Annotated in this window: 14 protein-coding genes and 1 pseudogene; 10 read left to right on the forward strand and 5 right to left on the reverse strand. The window is 72.4% G+C overall.

Annotation, left to right across the window (positions count from 1 at the left end; all coding sequences use genetic code 11):
• Position 1: 1 nt before the first annotated feature.
• Positions 2-1,054 carry an LCP family protein gene (locus LG278_RS07005; protein WP_404392287.1) on the reverse strand — a complete coding sequence of 351 codons (1,053 nt, stop codon included), beginning with the start codon at positions 1,052-1,054 and terminating at the stop codon, positions 2-4.
• 66 nt (positions 1,055-1,120) lie between these two features.
• On the opposite strand from LG278_RS07005, the gene LG278_RS07010 reads away from it, so the two are divergent.
• Positions 1,121-1,705 carry a hypothetical protein gene (locus LG278_RS07010; protein WP_404392289.1) on the forward strand — a complete coding sequence of 195 codons (585 nt, stop codon included), beginning with the start codon at positions 1,121-1,123 and terminating at the stop codon, positions 1,703-1,705.
• Positions 1,706-1,861: 156 nt separating this feature from the next.
• On the opposite strand, the pseudogene LG278_RS07015 reads toward LG278_RS07010, so the two are convergent.
• Positions 1,862-2,902, reverse strand: a pseudogene (locus LG278_RS07015) (acyltransferase family protein); the annotation flags it as partial.
• Positions 2,903-2,957: 55 nt separating this feature from the next.
• The gene (locus tag LG278_RS07020) at positions 2,958-4,067 is read right to left on the reverse strand and encodes a glycosyltransferase (protein WP_404392291.1); all 1,110 of its coding nucleotides are present in this window, start codon (positions 4,065-4,067) and stop codon (positions 2,958-2,960) included.
• A gap of 43 nt (positions 4,068-4,110) precedes the next feature.
• Between LG278_RS07020 and LG278_RS07025 the strand changes: the two genes are divergently transcribed.
• The 6 genes from LG278_RS07025 (at position 4,111) to LG278_RS07050 (ending at position 10,808) form a co-directional block, all read left to right on the forward strand.
• Complete coding sequence (locus tag LG278_RS07025; protein ID WP_404392292.1) at positions 4,111-5,064, forward strand: glycosyltransferase family 2 protein; 954 nt, start codon at positions 4,111-4,113, stop codon at positions 5,062-5,064.
• Positions 5,061-6,134 carry a glycosyltransferase family 4 protein gene (locus LG278_RS07030; RefSeq protein WP_404392294.1) on the forward strand — a complete coding sequence of 358 codons (1,074 nt, stop codon included), beginning with the start codon at positions 5,061-5,063 and terminating at the stop codon, positions 6,132-6,134. The genes LG278_RS07025 and LG278_RS07030 overlap by 4 nt, the downstream gene beginning before the upstream one ends.
• A gap of 81 nt (positions 6,135-6,215) precedes the next feature.
• Entirely contained in the window at positions 6,216-7,205 is a 990-nt protein-coding gene (locus LG278_RS07035; protein WP_404392296.1) for a glycosyltransferase family 2 protein, read from the forward strand.
• Positions 7,202-8,149, forward strand: coding sequence for a hypothetical protein (locus tag LG278_RS07040; protein ID WP_404392298.1), 948 nt, complete (start codon positions 7,202-7,204; stop codon positions 8,147-8,149). The genes LG278_RS07035 and LG278_RS07040 overlap by 4 nt, the downstream gene beginning before the upstream one ends.
• Positions 8,146-9,759 carry an oligosaccharide flippase family protein gene (locus tag LG278_RS07045; protein WP_404392300.1) on the forward strand — a complete coding sequence of 538 codons (1,614 nt, stop codon included), beginning with the start codon at positions 8,146-8,148 and terminating at the stop codon, positions 9,757-9,759. Before LG278_RS07040 ends, LG278_RS07045 begins: the two co-directional genes overlap by 4 nt.
• A complete protein-coding gene (locus LG278_RS07050) occupies positions 9,756-10,808 on the forward strand; it encodes a glycosyltransferase family A protein (RefSeq protein WP_404392302.1) in 1,053 nt (350 codons plus the stop codon). Before LG278_RS07045 ends, LG278_RS07050 begins: the two co-directional genes overlap by 4 nt.
• Here LG278_RS07050 and LG278_RS07055 read toward each other — a convergent pair.
• The gene (locus LG278_RS07055) at positions 10,805-11,956 is read right to left on the reverse strand and encodes a glycosyltransferase family 4 protein (protein WP_404392304.1); all 1,152 of its coding nucleotides are present in this window, start codon (positions 11,954-11,956) and stop codon (positions 10,805-10,807) included. The genes LG278_RS07050 and LG278_RS07055 overlap by 4 nt on opposite strands.
• Before the next feature lie 90 nt (positions 11,957-12,046).
• On the opposite strand from LG278_RS07055, the gene LG278_RS07060 reads away from it, so the two are divergent.
• Positions 12,047-13,102, forward strand: a complete 1,056-nt coding sequence (locus LG278_RS07060; protein ID WP_404392306.1) for a glycosyltransferase family 4 protein — start codon at positions 12,047-12,049, stop codon at positions 13,100-13,102.
• On the opposite strand, the gene LG278_RS07065 is transcribed toward LG278_RS07060, so the two are convergent.
• Positions 13,091-13,717 carry a phosphatase PAP2 family protein gene (locus tag LG278_RS07065; RefSeq protein WP_404392308.1) on the reverse strand — a complete coding sequence of 209 codons (627 nt, stop codon included), beginning with the start codon at positions 13,715-13,717 and terminating at the stop codon, positions 13,091-13,093. The genes LG278_RS07060 and LG278_RS07065 overlap by 12 nt on opposite strands.
• A 68-nt stretch (positions 13,718-13,785) precedes the next feature.
• Here LG278_RS07065 and LG278_RS07070 point away from each other — a divergent pair, with 68 nt between their 5' ends.
• A complete protein-coding gene (locus LG278_RS07070; protein ID WP_404392310.1) occupies positions 13,786-14,688 on the forward strand; it encodes a nucleotidyltransferase family protein in 903 nt (300 codons plus the stop codon).
• Positions 14,685-14,969: a PqqD family peptide modification chaperone gene (locus LG278_RS07075; RefSeq protein ID WP_404392312.1), complete on the forward strand. Its 285-nt coding sequence runs from the start codon at positions 14,685-14,687 to the stop codon at positions 14,967-14,969. The genes LG278_RS07070 and LG278_RS07075 overlap by 4 nt, the downstream gene beginning before the upstream one ends.
• Positions 14,970-14,975 lie beyond the last annotated feature (6 nt).

Consider the following 14,975-nt stretch of genomic DNA (forward strand, 5'->3'; position numbering starts at 1 on the left):
GTCACTGGTAGGACTCGAGGTCGTCCTCGCGGATGGCCTTGCCGAGGTCGCTCATGCGGCCCTTGTCGACGACGTCGATGGACTGGCCGTCGGGGCTCGTGCCGAAGCCGCTGAAGGGCGCAGTGATGAAGCGGATGTCGCTGCCGCGCAGGCTCCGCAGGGCGAAGGCCTCCGAGCGCATGGTGGCGACGTCGAGGTTCTGGTCGACCGTGAGGTTGTTGGTGGCCGCCTCGGTGAAGTCCTTGAGCTTGATGGGGTTGGTCAGCACGTCCCTGCTCAGCGTCTTGAGCATGAGGGCCTTGATGAACGCGAGCTGGCGCTGGCCGCGGCTGATGTCGCCCTGGCTCAGCATGTAGCGCTGGCGCACGAAGATGAGGGCCGTCTCGCCGTCCATGCGCATGACGCCTTCCTTGAAGACCTTGCCGTCGCCCTCCGACGCCTCCTCGACGTTGACGTCGACGCCCCCGACGGCATCGGTCATGCTCTTGAAGCCCTCGAAGCCGATCATCGCCACGTGGTCGACCTTGATCCCGAGCATGTTCTGCATGGTCTTGACCAGCAGCGGCGCGCCGCCGTAGGCGTAGGCCGCATTGAGCTTGGCGTCCCCGCGACCGGGGATCGGCACCCAGAGGTCTCGGGGGAAGTGGATGAGCGTGACGTTGCGGTGGTCTGCGGGCACGTGGACCAGCACCATGACGTCGGAGCGGGCGCCGACCCGGTCGGGCCCGGCGTCGTTGCCGATGATGAGGTAGTTGGTGCCACTGCCGGTGGGGAGCGGCACGGCGTTGCCGTTGGCGTCGACGGGCGCGGCGGAGTCGGGAAGGAGCTGCTCCTGCTTGACGTTGTTGGTCACGATCTGGTTGAGCCAGACGAGATAGCCCCCAACCGCGAGGACGGGCACCAGGAGCAGCACCAGCGCCACGACGAGGACCTTGCGGTTGCGTCGCTTGCGCCTCGAGCGCTCGACGGGGTCGTCGTCGTCGGAGCCCACGCCCAGCGTGGGGCGCTCGTCCGCATCCGGATCGCCCAGCAGGGCCGCCCTGGTGTCTTCCACGCCGTCAGTGTAGGTGCCCCGGCACCCGTTCATGGTGCGCTTCCGCGGCTGCCTACACTGTCGCCCATGCTCAGCGGACCCCGGCGATCCTCGTCGGCCGACGTCCTCGTGGCGATCGGGGGCCTGCTCGTCTTCGGGGCCTACGTGTGGCTGCTGACCAAGGCCACCCCGGTCGTCGTCACGGCGTTCTCGTTCGCCTCGGACGACAAGCCCGAGCTGTATGCCGCCTTCCTGGCCTTGCTCGTCGGCCTCCCCGGACTGCTGTGGACCATCCCACGAGCCGCTCGTCCGCCCGCACCTGTCGTCGTGCCGTCGGTGCGCAGCCGGCGCCAGCTGAGTGAGCGCCGTCAGTCGTTCCTGCGCACGGATGTGCTCGGCCTCGCGCTGCTCCTGCTCGCCCAGGTGCCGCTGCCGGCCCCGTGGGGCCCGGCGGGCAAGGCCGCGACGATCGCCAACATCACGACGTCACCGGAGATCGTCGAGCTGAGCGCGAAGTTTGCGACCTACTCGCTCGGCGTCTTCGCCATCGGCATCGCCGCGGCGGTCATCGTCAAGGTCTACGGCCACGCGGCGGCCTACCGGGTCATCGGCATCAGCCTCGCCGTCGGCGCCCCGGTGGTGGCCTGGTTCCTGGGGCTCCGAGCCCTCTGAACCCACGGCACCCCCGACGGCGGGCGTCCCGGCGGCCGCGTCGCGCACGACGCTGCGCATGCTGCCCCGGACGAGGAACGGCTTCTCGATGAAGTGGTAAAACACGGCCGCGAGCAGCACCGTGGCCGTGCCGGCGACAGCGAGGGCGACAGCCGTCGTCACTCCGATGCCAAGTTGGGCGGGGTCGGCGAGGCCGGAGGTGAGCAGGAGCACCGGTTGGTGCAGGAGGTAGAAGCTGTAGGAGATGACACCCAGGGCGGTCAGCCACCGCAACGGTCCCCGCTCGAAGACCCGCGATGGGACGTGCGCGAGGGCCACGAGCAGGCACACGGCGGTGACGCCGAAACCGAGGGCGCTGACGGGACCCCAGCCGGCCGCATACCCCACGACACCCACCGCGGTGGCGAGGGGCAGCACCAACCAGGCCGTGCGGCTGGAGCGGTCCCGCACCATCGAGCGAGGCGCGGGAGAGGCTGAGGCGACGAGGGTCGCTGCCCACATGCCGAGGGCGAACTGGAACCAGCGGGCCGGGAACAGCTTGCCGGGGTCGGGCAGGAAACCCAGGGGGTGCGGTTGCGCCGTCCACCACACGGTGAACGCGGCCCACACCAGGGCGACCGCGAAGGTCGTCAGCAGCGCACCCCGCATCCGCCACCGCCGGTGGATGAGCAGGAGCAGGGGGAATCCGAGGTAGAGGGTCGCCTCGAGCGAGATCGACCAGAGCGAGCCGTTGACCGACCCGAGCGTCTCGCTGAAGAACGGGAAGGTCAGCGTCAGGTGCGTGACGACGTCGATGCCCGTGATGGGTCTGGCCACGAGGCGCTCCTGGAGCGCGGGCACGAGCTCGAGAGCCATGACGAGCAGGACGGCGGCGTAGTAGGCCGGGAGCAGGCGGTAGGCGCGCCGGCGGAAGAAGCGCCTCGCGTCGAGCGAGCGCATGCTCCCTCCCCGCAGCAGCGGCAGGGTCAGGCAGAAGCCGGACAGCACGATGAAGATGTCGACACCGGCGCCGCCGAAGCCCATGATCCGAACGAGGAGCCCGTCGACCGTCAGCGTCGGGGGCCGCACGTTGTCGAGCCAGTAGCCGTGGATGTGCAGCAGGAACACCCAGAGGGCAGCGAAGCCGCGCAGGGTGTCGACGTAGGCGAGCCGCCGGGTCGCGGTGGAGTGAACGGACGGGTCACTGCTCGCGGTCATCGCCCCTCCTCCGTCAGCGTCGTCCGGTCCGCCCCTCGGCGGCGTGCACCGGGGGTCAGTCTAGGAAGCGGGAGACCTCGGCGCGGAGGCGTTCGCGGAATCGCTCCTCCGAGAACGCCTCGGCGTGAGCACGGATCGCGGCGGCGTCCCACCCCCGGTCGCGAGCGGAGGTGATGGCGGCGCGCACGGCATCGACCGTCGGCTCCGCGAAGAACACCCCGTTGACCGCCTCGTCGATCGTGTCGAGGTAGCCGCCGCCGTGGAGGGCCAGCGTCGGCACCCCGAAGGTCGCGGCCTCGAGGGGCGTCAGGCCGAAGTCCTCGAGGCTGGGGCCGACGAGCGCACGGGCGTGCGCGTAGGTCCAGCGGAGCTCGGCGTCGGTGAGACCACTCAGCAGGCGCACGTTCCCGGGCGCCGAGGCCCGCAGCTGCTCACCCATCGGGCCCTGACCGACGACGACGAGCCGCTCGGGCAGGTCACGCACCGCCTCGATCGCGACGTCGACGTTCTTGTAGGGCAGCAGGCGTGAGACGACGAGGAGGTAGCCGACGTCGGCCCAGTCGGCGAGCGCCTCGACGGGCGTCAGCTCGCCGCCCGCGTCGACGCCGTAGGGCGGCGCCACCACGGTCGCCTCGATGCCGTATGCCGCCGCGATGCGTTCGCGCACCACCGTGGAGTTCGCGAGGTAGACGTCGGCGGACGCCGCGGCCCGACGGTCCCAGCGGCGAAGCCAGCCGCCGAGCACGTCGAGGGCGCGGGACTTCGCGGAGCGGGCGGCCTGGTCGCCGAGGTAGGCGTCCGCCTGGTAGAGCCACCGCGCCGGCGCGTGGCAGTAGACGATCTTGCGACCAGTGGTCGGCACGCCGTGGGCCCAGCCGGAGCTCGACGCCACGACGACGTCGGCGTCGATGCGAAGTCGCGACACGGCATACGGCAGCAGGGGGAGCGCGGCACGGTGCTCACGGCGCAGGGGGCCGATGCGGTTGATCGGCGAGGTGACGATGCGGGCGTCACGGAACTCCGGGTAGGTGCCGTCGGGGTCGTAGAGCGTCGTGTGGATCGTCGCGTCGGGGAACGCCCGGTGGAGCGCGAGCACGACGCGTTCAGCGCCGCCGCGCTGGGTCAGGTAGTCGTGCGCGATGGCGACGCGCGGTCGTTCCGTCATGGTGTCCGATCAGATCACGGGGCAGGACGCTAGCCTCGGGCAGGTGCCCAGAGTCAGTGTGGTCGTGCCGACCTACAACCCCGGGGATCTTCTCACCCGGTCCCTCGGGTCGGTGCTCGCGCAGAGCATGACCGACCTCGAGGTCGTCGTCGTCGACGACGGGTCGCGCGAGCGGCAGGAGTGGGTGGCCGACCTCGACCCCCGGGTCACCTACGTGCGACAGGACAACCGCGGGGTCTCCGTCGCGCGCAACGTCGGCGTCTCAGCGGCGCGCTCCGACTGGGTGGCCTTCCTCGACCAGGACGACGAGTGGCTGCCCGACAAGCTGGCCATGCAGCTCGACCTCGTTGCCGCTCAGCCGCGGGCGGCCTTCTGCTGCACCGGATTCGACTGGGTGCGCGCCGACGGCTCCGTGCACGGTGACCCCGAGCAGCTGACCTATCGCGGACTGCTCAGCACCCAGTCGGCACTGCTCAGCTCGGTGCTCATCGCCCGCGACGACTACGAGGCTGTCGGCGGCCACGACCCCCTGCTCGTGCAGATGCAGGACTGGGACCTCTTCCTGCGGCTCACCATGGGCGGGCGCGACCCGGTGATGGTGCCGGAGCGGCTCGTCCGCTACCACCTGCACGGTGAGAACGCGTCCCGTGACTACGTGACGGCCATGCGCGAGCGTCTCGCCGTCCTCGACCGGCACGAGGCCCGGGCGCGCCGGCGCGGTGACGGCATGACCCTCGCGGCCATAGATCGCGGCAGGCGCCGCACCCGGGAGCTCTTCGCGCACCAGGCAGTCGACGCCGCCCGTGACGGGGCGCGCGACCACGACGGCCGCGCCGTGCTCGCGCACGGCGCACGCGCGGGGCGGCTCAGCCCCACGGTGGTCGCAACGGCGGTGGGACAGGCTCTCGCCTCCCGGCTACCGCGGCGGACAACGACAACGGCGTCCATGCCGGGGTCTGGGGCGGCGTCGGCGTCGGCGTCGGGGGAGGGCGAGTGACGGCACGCCTCGCGGTCAACGGGAGGTTCTTGTCGCAGGCCACGACAGGCACGCAGCGCTACGCCCTCGAGCTCGTCAGCCGTCTGGTCGCGCGGCACCCCGGGCAGATCGTGCTGCACGTGCCGCAGGGCACGCCGGTGCCGGGGTTCATCGCCCGGCACGTCGAGGTGCGTGAGTCGCGCGCCCGTGGCCAGGTCTTCGAGCAGGTCGCGCTGCCGTGGGCCTCCCGGCACGACCTGCTGCTCAGCCTCGGGGGGCCCGCGCCCGTGGCGGCGCGCCGGCAGGTCGCGACGATCCACGACGTCTCCGTCTTCCGACACCCGCAGACCTACAGTCGCGCCTTCCGCACCTGGTATCGAGCGATGTATCGCGTGCTCGCGCGACGCGCCGTCCGCATCCTCACGGTCTCGCAGTTCAGCGCCGACGAGCTGGGCCGCGTGCTGCGCGTCGCGCTGCCACGCGTCAGCGTCGTGCCCAACGGGTCAGACCACGTCGACCGGGTGGCGGCGGCGCCACCCGACCTCGCGGCATACCCGGGCCTGGCCTCGGCGGAGCCGTGGGTGCTGTGCGTCGGCACGTTGGCCCGCCACAAGAACCTCGGGCCCACCCTCGACGCGCTCGAGGCGGCGAGCATCCCCTCGGTCGTCGTCGGCGCTCGCGGCAGCGCCGCGGTCTTCGCCGGGCCGGGGGCCCAGCGGTGGCGCTACGCCCACGTCGCGGGCCGGCTCACCGACGAGGAGCTGGCCTGGCTCTATGGGCATGCCACGGCGCTCGTCTTCCCCTCGCTCTACGAGGGGTTCGGGATCCCCGTCGTCGAGGCCCAGCGGCTCGGGTGCCCCGTCGTCGCGCTCGACACCGGTCCGATGCGCGAGGTCGGGGGCGACGCGGCGATGCTCTGCGACCCCGCCCATCCGGAGCAGGTGGTCGAGGCCGTGGGCCGGCTGGTCACCGACCCGGGGATGCGGGCCGAGGTCGTCGAGGCCGGCCGTCGAAACGCCGACCGCTTCCGGTGGGACCTGTCCGCCGACCGGCTGGAGGACGCGCTCGCGCAGGCGGGGTGGTCCTGGTGACCTCGACCCGGTCTGCGATCGGGTGCCCACGGGAGAGCCGGGTGCGCCACCGGCCCGTGTGGCCAGTGCGATACTCCTGCCATGTCTGAGGCCCCGTCCCCGTCGGTCGACGTCGTCGTCGCGACCTTCAACCGTCCCGACAACGTGCGGATCTGCCTCGAGCACCTCCTGCTGCAGACCCTCACTCCCGACGAGATCGTCGTAGTGGACTCCTCGCCGCACCGCCTGACCGCCGACGTCGTCGCCGACTTCCCTGGGGTCCGCTACATCCGCAACGATGCCGGGCCGGGCACCCTCGCCACGTCGCGCGCGATCGGGGTCGCCGAGACGCACTCCGAGATCGTCGCCTTCATCGACGACGACGCCTACGCCGAGCCCGACTGGCTCGAGAACATCGTGGCCCGCTACTCCGACCCGACGGTGGGCGCGGTCGGGGGGCGCGCCAGCAACGGTCGGCCGGGGGAGGAGCTCGAAGGGCACGACGAGGTCGGCCGTCTGCTGCCCGACGGCACCCTGACGGGCAACTTCGCGGCCGACACCGGGCGCGACCTCGAGGTCGACCACGTGCTCGGCGCCAACATGTCGGTGCGACGGTCGGCGCTCGAAGGGATCGGCGGCATCGTCGACCTCTTCCCGGGCACCTGCCTGCGCGAGGAGAGCGACATCATGCTGCGCCTCGGGCGGGCTGGCTGGCGCATCGTCTACACCCCGACGGCGCTCGTCGAGCACGTGGCGGCGCCCTACACGCGCGGTCGCCGCTTCGACGTGCGCTACACCTACTACGGGCACCGCAACCACATCGTGCTGCTCTCGCACACGTTCGGCATGGGCGCCCCCATCCTCAGGCGCTACTTCGGCACGGCGCTGCGCGGGGTCGGCGGCACCGTCGTCGAGGGAGCGAGGGCCCTCACCGATGGCGAGCGCAGCCCGCGCCAGCGCGTGCGGTCCCTCGGCGGCAAGGCGCTCCACGCGTCTGCCACCCTCGGCGGGCTGGCCGCCGGCACCACCGTCGCCGCCCGCACCCGCCTGGCCGATCGTCGCGCCGACACGCCGCCGGCGACCGGCGGGTGACCACGACGCCGGTCACCGCGGCCTACGTCGTGCTCTCCCACGCGTCCGCCGACCGGTTGACCCACCTCGTCAGCGCGATCCGGCGTTCGAGCCCGCAGAGCTGGGTGGTCGTGGCCCATGACGCCCGCGCTACCCCGGCGCCGCGCATCGATGACGAGCGCGTCCTGGTGTGGACGCACGGGCTGTCCACCGACTGGGGTTCCTGGGCGCTCGTCGAAGCGACGCTCGGGGGCTTCCGTCGCGCCCGCGCCGCCGCCGATCCCGACCTCGTCGTGCTCGTGTCGGGCCAGTGCCACCCCGCCGTCGACCTCGAGGCGTGGGAGCGTGACCTGGTGGCCGCCGGGGGCTGGCAGGGTGAGGTGCGCCCCGTGTCCTACCGGGCGCGCTGGGGCGGTGGCGACGGCGCCGGCGACAGCGTGACGACGCGCTACACCTACCGGTGGTGGCCGGCCCCGCTGCTCGACGGCACGCTCCGGCGCAAGGGACGCCTGGCCCGGGTGCTCTGGGCCGCGGCCCACCGCACCGAACCGCTCGTCTCGTTGCGCCTCGTCGAGCGCGGGCACGGGGCCCACGTCGGTGTGCGCCGCCTGCGCAGCCCCTTCACGTCCGACACGCCCTGCCAGCTCGGCTCGCAGTGGGTCGCGCTCGACCGCATCGGTCTCGACCACGTGCTCGCGGAGCTCGCGCCCGGGGCCCCGCTCGAGCGGGCCTACCGGCACACCATCATCCCCGACGAGAGCGCGCTGCAGACCGTGCTGGCCCGGCACCGCCCTGCAGCGGTGACCCGCACGGTGAGCCACCGGCTCCCCGAGGACGTACCGCTGGCGTGGCAGCAGCAGCTGCACGACATCGAGCAGTCCGGGGCGCCCTTCGGTCGCAAGGTCGAGGACTTCGCCGACCCCGCCGTGCTCGAGCGGCTCGACCTCCTGAGCGGCGCGACGTGAGCACCCCCGACGGCACGCCGCCCCCCGACCCCGACGAGCTCGGACCCGCCGCAGTGCTCGGCCCGCCGACCGAGGCAGCCCTCAACCGCGGCGCGCTGCAGGAGCGGGCCGTCCGCGGGGTGACGTGGACGATGATCCACACCGCCGTCGCGATCCCGGTGGCCTTCGTCGTCAACCTGCTCATCGCCCGGGTGCTCGGGGTCGAGGACTATGGCCGACTCGCCTTCCTCACCGCGCTCATGGAGTTCGTGTCGGGGCTGCTGGCCTCCGGCTTCGGGGCCGCGGTCATGCAGTTCGGGTCCAAGGCCCACGCTGCCGGCCGCACGCAGGAGGTGGCAGCGCTCCTGTCGAAGTGGCAGGGCTTCCGGGTGCTCTTCGCGATGCCGATCCTGTCTCTCGTCGTCGTCTTCGCGACCGACGTCACGCCGGCCGCCGTCGCCATCGCCGTGATCTTCGGCGTCGTGCTGCCCTCGACCCTCGATGGGGCGGCTGCCTGCCTCGGCATCGAGAACAAGACTGCGGCCGGCGCCAAGATCACGCTGATCACCTCGCTCGTGACCCAGGCTGCGGTGGTCGCCGTGCTGCTCCTGGTGGGCTCTGCCGAGGCGGTGTGGTTCACCCGGCTCATCGTGTCGGGGCTCGCCATCGCGATGTGCCTCATCCCGATCTCGAAGGCCTACCGTCGGGCCGTGCTGCGACCGGCGTTGCCGCGCCACCTGCCGCCGGGCTTCCTGCGCTTCGCCGTGCTCATGGGCGCGTCCGGTGTCATCGGCGGCCTCGTGACCTCACGCAGCGAGATCTTCGTCATGAACGCGATCGCCACACCGGCGGCCGTCGGCATCTTTGCCCTCGCCTTCGGCCTCTCGAGCCATGTCTTCGCACCGGCCCAGGCGTTCGCCTTCCCGCTCATCCCGGCGATCTCAGGACTGCGCGAGGTCGACAGCGACTCCGTGCCGGCCGCCTTCCGGCGGGTGATGCGCGTGGGAAGCACGGTCGTGGGTCTGCTGTCGGCGGGAGTCATCGCCCCCCTCGCCGCTCTGGTGCCCAGCCTCTACGGCGAGCAGTTCAGCCAGGCCGCACCGGTCGTGGTGGCCCTCTCCATATCGGCGGGTCTCGTCACCTGCTTCACCCCCGTCTACGCCTTTGTCACGTCGCGTCTGTCGGGGGGTTCCATCCTCAAGGCCAACATCGTCGCGCTCGCCCTGGACCTGGCCCTGGCCTTCGCCCTGATCCCATCGATCGGCGTCTGGGGTGCGGTGATCGCCAATGCGGCGGGGGCGCTGACCACCCTGACGATCCTGCTGCGACTCGAGCTCAGGCAGCTCGGGCTCCGCGCGCTCGACCTGCTCGGCGACACGATGCCGGTCTACGTCGGGGCGGTGGTCGCCGCAGTCGCGTTCTTTGCCAGCGAGGGTCTCGAGGTGCCAGCCGTCGTGAGAGCCATCGCCCTCGGCGTCCTCGGCACGGCCGCCTATCTCGGTGTGGTGCGTCTGCTCCGCAGTGGTCTGACACCGACGGACGCCGAGGTGCTGTCGCGCGGCCTGCCCCGCTTCGTGCGGCCTGTCGGGGGCCTCATGGTTCGACTCATCACGGGTCGGGCCCCGGCGTGAGCGCGACTGCCCGGCTCGACTACGACGTCGTCATCCCCACGCACGGCCGCGATCTCGACCTGCTCGGCGCCACCCTCGCCAGCGTCCGGGCCCAGAGCGTGCCGGCGCGGTCGGTCATCGTCGTCGTCGACGGCAACCCGGAGGCCGTCGAGGCGGCACGCCGACGCTGGTCAGATGTCGACTTCGTGCAGACGACGCACTGCGCAGGCGCAGGGGTCGCGCGTCAGGCCGGCATCGAGCGGGCGGGCGCCGAGTGGGTCGCCTTCGTCGACGACGACGACCTGTGGTCGCCCCGGAAGCAGGAGGTGACGGCCGAGCATCTGGCGGCACACCCCGGCTGCTCTGCTGTGCGCACGGCGTTCTGGACGTTCACGACGCCGGCCGCTGGGCTCGATCGGGTCAGTGAGCTGCGCGCCGAGCTCGTCGGTGAAACGGTCGCCGACCTCGAAGCGGCTGCGAAGACCGCGCCGGCCCTCAACGACATGCGCTATCTCGACATCGAGGGCCACAGCCTCGACCTCATGCTCGAACGCAACCGGGGTGTGATCGGATCGAGCGTCGTGCGTCGGTCACTTCTGCAGTCACTGCCGCCGGTGCCCGGAGGGGTGCGACCCGGCGAGGACCACCTGCTGCTCACGCTCGTCGCCCGCGATGCCGAGTGGGAGCTCCTGCCGGAGCGGCTTCTCTACTACCGCCTGCACCCGGGCCAGGACACGAGACGCCCCGACCCGACGGCGGCGCGATCGATCATCCGCTCGCGCGAGCTCGCCTGGCAGTTCGCGGGAGACCGGGCGACGCTGCCCCTCGCGGCCTACGGACCGACGTACCGACGCGAGTTCCGGCGCCTGCTCTGGCCGCTGCTCCGGGGCCGCGAGGTCCGGGAGTTCACACGCACCTACAGGGCCGCAGGGACGCTCCTTCCTCGGGTCACCGACCGCGCCCTGTTGCTCGCACCCGAGCCGCTCGTGTGGCGTCTCGTGCACCAGCGCCGCGAGCGCCGGCCGACGCCCTCGATCCAGGATCTGCTCGGCGGCCCTGCCCCTGCCTAGTCGACGGCGGACGAATAGATCGCGGTGTAGTCCTCGGCCACGCGGGTCCACGTGTAGTCCCTGACGGCAACCTGCCCCGCCGCGCCCAGAGAGGCCGACAGTGCGTGGTCGTCGAGCACCCGGCGCAAGGCGGAGGCGAGGGCCTCAGTGTCTCGGGGGTCCACGACGAGGCCGTTGGTGCCGGAGTCGACGAAGGTCGATGGTCCGCCGAGACTGGTTGCCACCAAAGGGGTTCCGGCCCGCCAGGCCTCAAGGGCCACGATGCCGAACGCCTCGCGGCGGCTGGGCATCACGACGACCTGGGCGGCCCGCATCCACGCGTCGACACCGACCTCGTCGAGCGCCCCGAGGAGGTGGAACCTGTCAGCGAGACCGCGCTCTCGTGCCAGTTTGGCCAGCGCATCTCGTTGCGATCCGGTGCCGCCCACGACGAGCGTGACGGTCGGGTCAGCCAGGCTCGCGACCGCGTCGATCGCCAGGTCGAAGCCCTTCATCCGCTCGAGACGGCCGACGGCGAAGACGACCCGGTCACCGGGCGACAGTCCGATGCCGGCGCGGGGCGACGACGCCGCGGGCTGCTGTGGCTCCGGCCCGACGCCATTGGGCACGACGATGCCGCCGACGAGGCCGAAGCGGTCGCGCAGGTCGTCGAGCACCTCCTGCGAGCAGCCCGTCGTCACCGCCGCTGCCGAGATCGTCTCGCGCAGACCCCGGCGCAGCAGCGCGGACGTGCCGAAGGCGTCGTGGTCGTCCATGAAGGTCTCGCCGTGAGACGACAGCACGAGAGGGAGCCCGGCGCGGCGTGCCAGCGCGGCGGCATACAGGCCATTGGGTCCGAAGCACTGGATGTGCAGCACCTCGGGACGGAAGGAGCGCTGGGCCAGTCGCCACGCGCGCCAGGCCCCGGGCGCGGCGGCGGCGAAGCGCGCCAGTGCGCCCCCGCTGCGGGCGGGCATCGGCGTCGGCAGGTGGCGGACGCGGATGCCGTCGAGCTCGGTGGTGCCGAGGTGCTCGCCACGATCAACCGTCCACACCTCGACCTCGACGCCACCAGCACGCAGCTCGCGGGCGACGTGGCGCACGTGTGACTCCACCCCGCCGAGGTGGGGGTGGTAGGACGAGGCGACGAGGGCGACGCGTGGTGGCACCGGTGATCCTTCCGCACCGACACGCAGCCGGGCGCGGTGCCGTCTCACCCTACGATGCGGGGGCAGACACCACGACAGTCAGGATCTCGCGTGCCCCGGCTCAGCATCGCCACGACCGCCACGGAGGTGCCCATGGGCGCCCAGGCCTATGAGCAGCACGTGATCTCGCGTGCGGCGGCCGCCCTCGCAGCCGTCGCCCCGGGTGAGGACTGGCACGTGCGCCACGTCGTCGTGAGGTCGCTGCGATCAGGCCTGCCCGGCACCCGGAGGCTGCCGATGGGCCGGCTGACGTCGGCGTCCGAGCGCGTGCGGAGGGCGGCCGGCCGGGTGGCCTACGGGCGCACCGACCTCGTCCACCGCATGACGCTCGAGCTGCCCCCCGCCCCGCGCGAGGTCGTCACGCTGCACGACGTCGTCGCGTGGCGCTACCCCGACGAGTCTCCGCCGGTGGCTGCCGCGGCCGCTGAGCTGCGTCGGGCCGCTGCGGTCATCTGCGTCTCCGAGTTCACCGCCTCCGAGGCCGTCGACCTGCTCGGGGTCGAGTCGCCGGTCGTCGTGCCCAACGGTGTCGAGCAGCGTTTCTTCGACGCCTCACCCCTGGACGGCGAGTCACTCGCGGGCCTCGGGGTGGCGACGCCCTTCGTGCTCGCGGCGGGCGGAGCCTCCGGGCGCAAGAACCTCGCGGCACTCGCCGAGGCCTGGCCGCGCGTCCACGCCGCACGACCCGACACGACTCTCGTGCTCGCCGGACCACCGCACCCACGGCGCACCGCGCTCTTTGCAGCCCTGCGCGGGGTGCGGCTCGTGGGACGGGTCCCTGACGCCGTGCTGCCGGGCCTGTATGCCGCGGCGGCCGTGGTCGTCGTGCCCTCGCTCGTCGAGGGTTTCGGTCTGCCTGCCCTCGAGGGGATGGCGGCCGGGGTGCCGGTCGTCGCCGCCAACCGGTCGTCGTTGCCGGAGGTCGTCGGCGACGGCGGGCTGCTCGTAGAGCCGGGGGGCGCGGCACTGGCGCAGGGGATCCTCGACGTGCTCGCCGGTGGTAGCGACGTGGTCGCCATGGTCGATCGCGGGCGCGAGCGCTCGCGACGCTTCACCTGGGAGGCGAGCGCCGACGGTCACGCCAGGGTGTGGCGGTCAGTCCTCTGAAGGATCCCGGGGGCCGACATCGGCTGCGAGGTTGGCCGTGTCGCCGCCGAGGAGCGCGATGACCGAGGCGGTCACCGCTCCCACGAGCAGGGCGCTGCCGACGACGTCACGGGGTTGATGGGCATACCAGGAGACGTTGCCCAGCCCGATGCACAGAGCCGCGATCGCTCCTGCGAAGAGCCCCCAGCGGCCCACGCGAGTCGGCCACACCAGCATCACGGCGACGAGCAAGCCGAGCCCGAGCGCTGCGTGGTTGGACGGGAACGCGGACTGTCCGGTCTCGAAGGGGTCCTCCTGGCGCAGCCACAGGGTCAGCGCCGTCGAGGTGACGGGCACGATGATCGCAGCCAGCGCCCGACGCCACGCCCCCCGCACGAGGGCGAGGAGCACGAGCAGCCCCACGACCGGGCCCAGCACGACGATGACGAGCGGGCGGGCCAGGGTGGAGAGGTCCTGACGCACCCTCTCCCCGATGGTGTTGAGCACGGTGTTGCGCACCTCGTCGTCGAGGCGCGCCCCGGTGCCGGTGCGAAGGGTCAGCCAGGCGCCCGCCACGAAGAGCAGGCCCAACGAGACTCCGGCGAGGGCCCAGCGCAGGCGGACGCGGAGCGGCACGTGCGCCTCCCGAGGTGCTGTTAAGGTGCGGTCAACCAGTCCGTTTGCAGTCTATGGGGGTCCGCTCGATGGCAGCCCACGAGGTCGCCGAGGTCCCCGCGGCGGCGACGACGGTCCCTCTCGAGGTGCGGATCGGCTTCGCCCACGCCTCCGTGCAGTGGATCGCCGACCGGTGCGGTGCAGACCTGCTCCACGTCAAGGGCGCTGCCCTCGATCCGACCCTGGTGCCCGATCGCGGCTTCTCCGACGCCGACGTGCTCGTGCGGCCCACCCACGTGGCTCGCGTGCTGGCCGAGCTCCCGCGACACGGCTGGGAGCTGATCAACTCGTTCGCCTATGGCTCCTCGTTCGAGCACTCGGCCACGTTGCGGCACAGCGACTTCGGTCTGCTCGACCTGCACCGCATCTTCCCCGGGGCCGGGCCCACCCCCGACGAGGCCTTCGCGACGCTGTGGTCCGAGCGTCGCACGACGACCCTCGGCGGGTGGCCGTGCGCCGTGCCGGCGCGTGGCGCGCAGGCGGCCCTGCTGCTGCTTCACGCCGCCCGAGGTGGCATGGACCCCAAGGCGTCCCGCGACATCGGCTTCGTCTGGACGCGGGCGACCGACGAGGAGCGGGCCGAGGTGGTCGACTGGGTCGAGCGGCTCGATGCCGCCCTCGGCTTCTCGGTCATCACGGGGGAGCTAGACCGCCATCGCGACGACCCGGCATACGACCTGTGGCGCGTGGCGTCCGAGGGCGGCACGCGGCTGGAGGAGTGGCGGGCGCGCGTGCGCGCCGCCAGCGGTCTGCGGGCCAAGGCGCTCGTCGCCGGACGCTCGGTCCTCGTCAACGTCGAGCACCTCACCATCGTGCGGGGCCGCCCGGTCTCCCGTCGGGAGGTCGTGGCGGAGTTCTTCGACCGGCCGCTCCGGGGAGTGCGCGAGCAGCTGTGGAGAATGCGGTCGTCGCGGCAGGGGCGGGGCCAGTGACCCCCGCCTATCGTGCCGGGGCGGACGTCGCGGCCACCACCAGCGAGGACGGGGCCACCGTCTACGTCGCCCGGCTCCCCGCCGGCCCGATCCTCGTGCTCGCAGGAGCGGGGGCCGTGATCTGGGCCGAGGCGACCGAGGGCTCGGCCGACGGCTGGATCGACCGGGTGGCCGACGCCTTCGACCAGCCCGCTGCGGGCATCGCCTCCGACGTGCTCGCCTTCGTGCACACGCTGGGCAGCCAGGGCCTGCTCGAAGCGGCTGACTTCACCAGCGCCTGACGGCGC

Origin of the sequence: Humibacillus xanthopallidus, from assembly GCF_044793955.1 — a bacterium.
In the GTDB taxonomy this organism is placed as follows: Bacteria; Actinomycetota; Actinomycetes; order Actinomycetales; family Dermatophilaceae; genus Humibacillus; species Humibacillus xanthopallidus_C.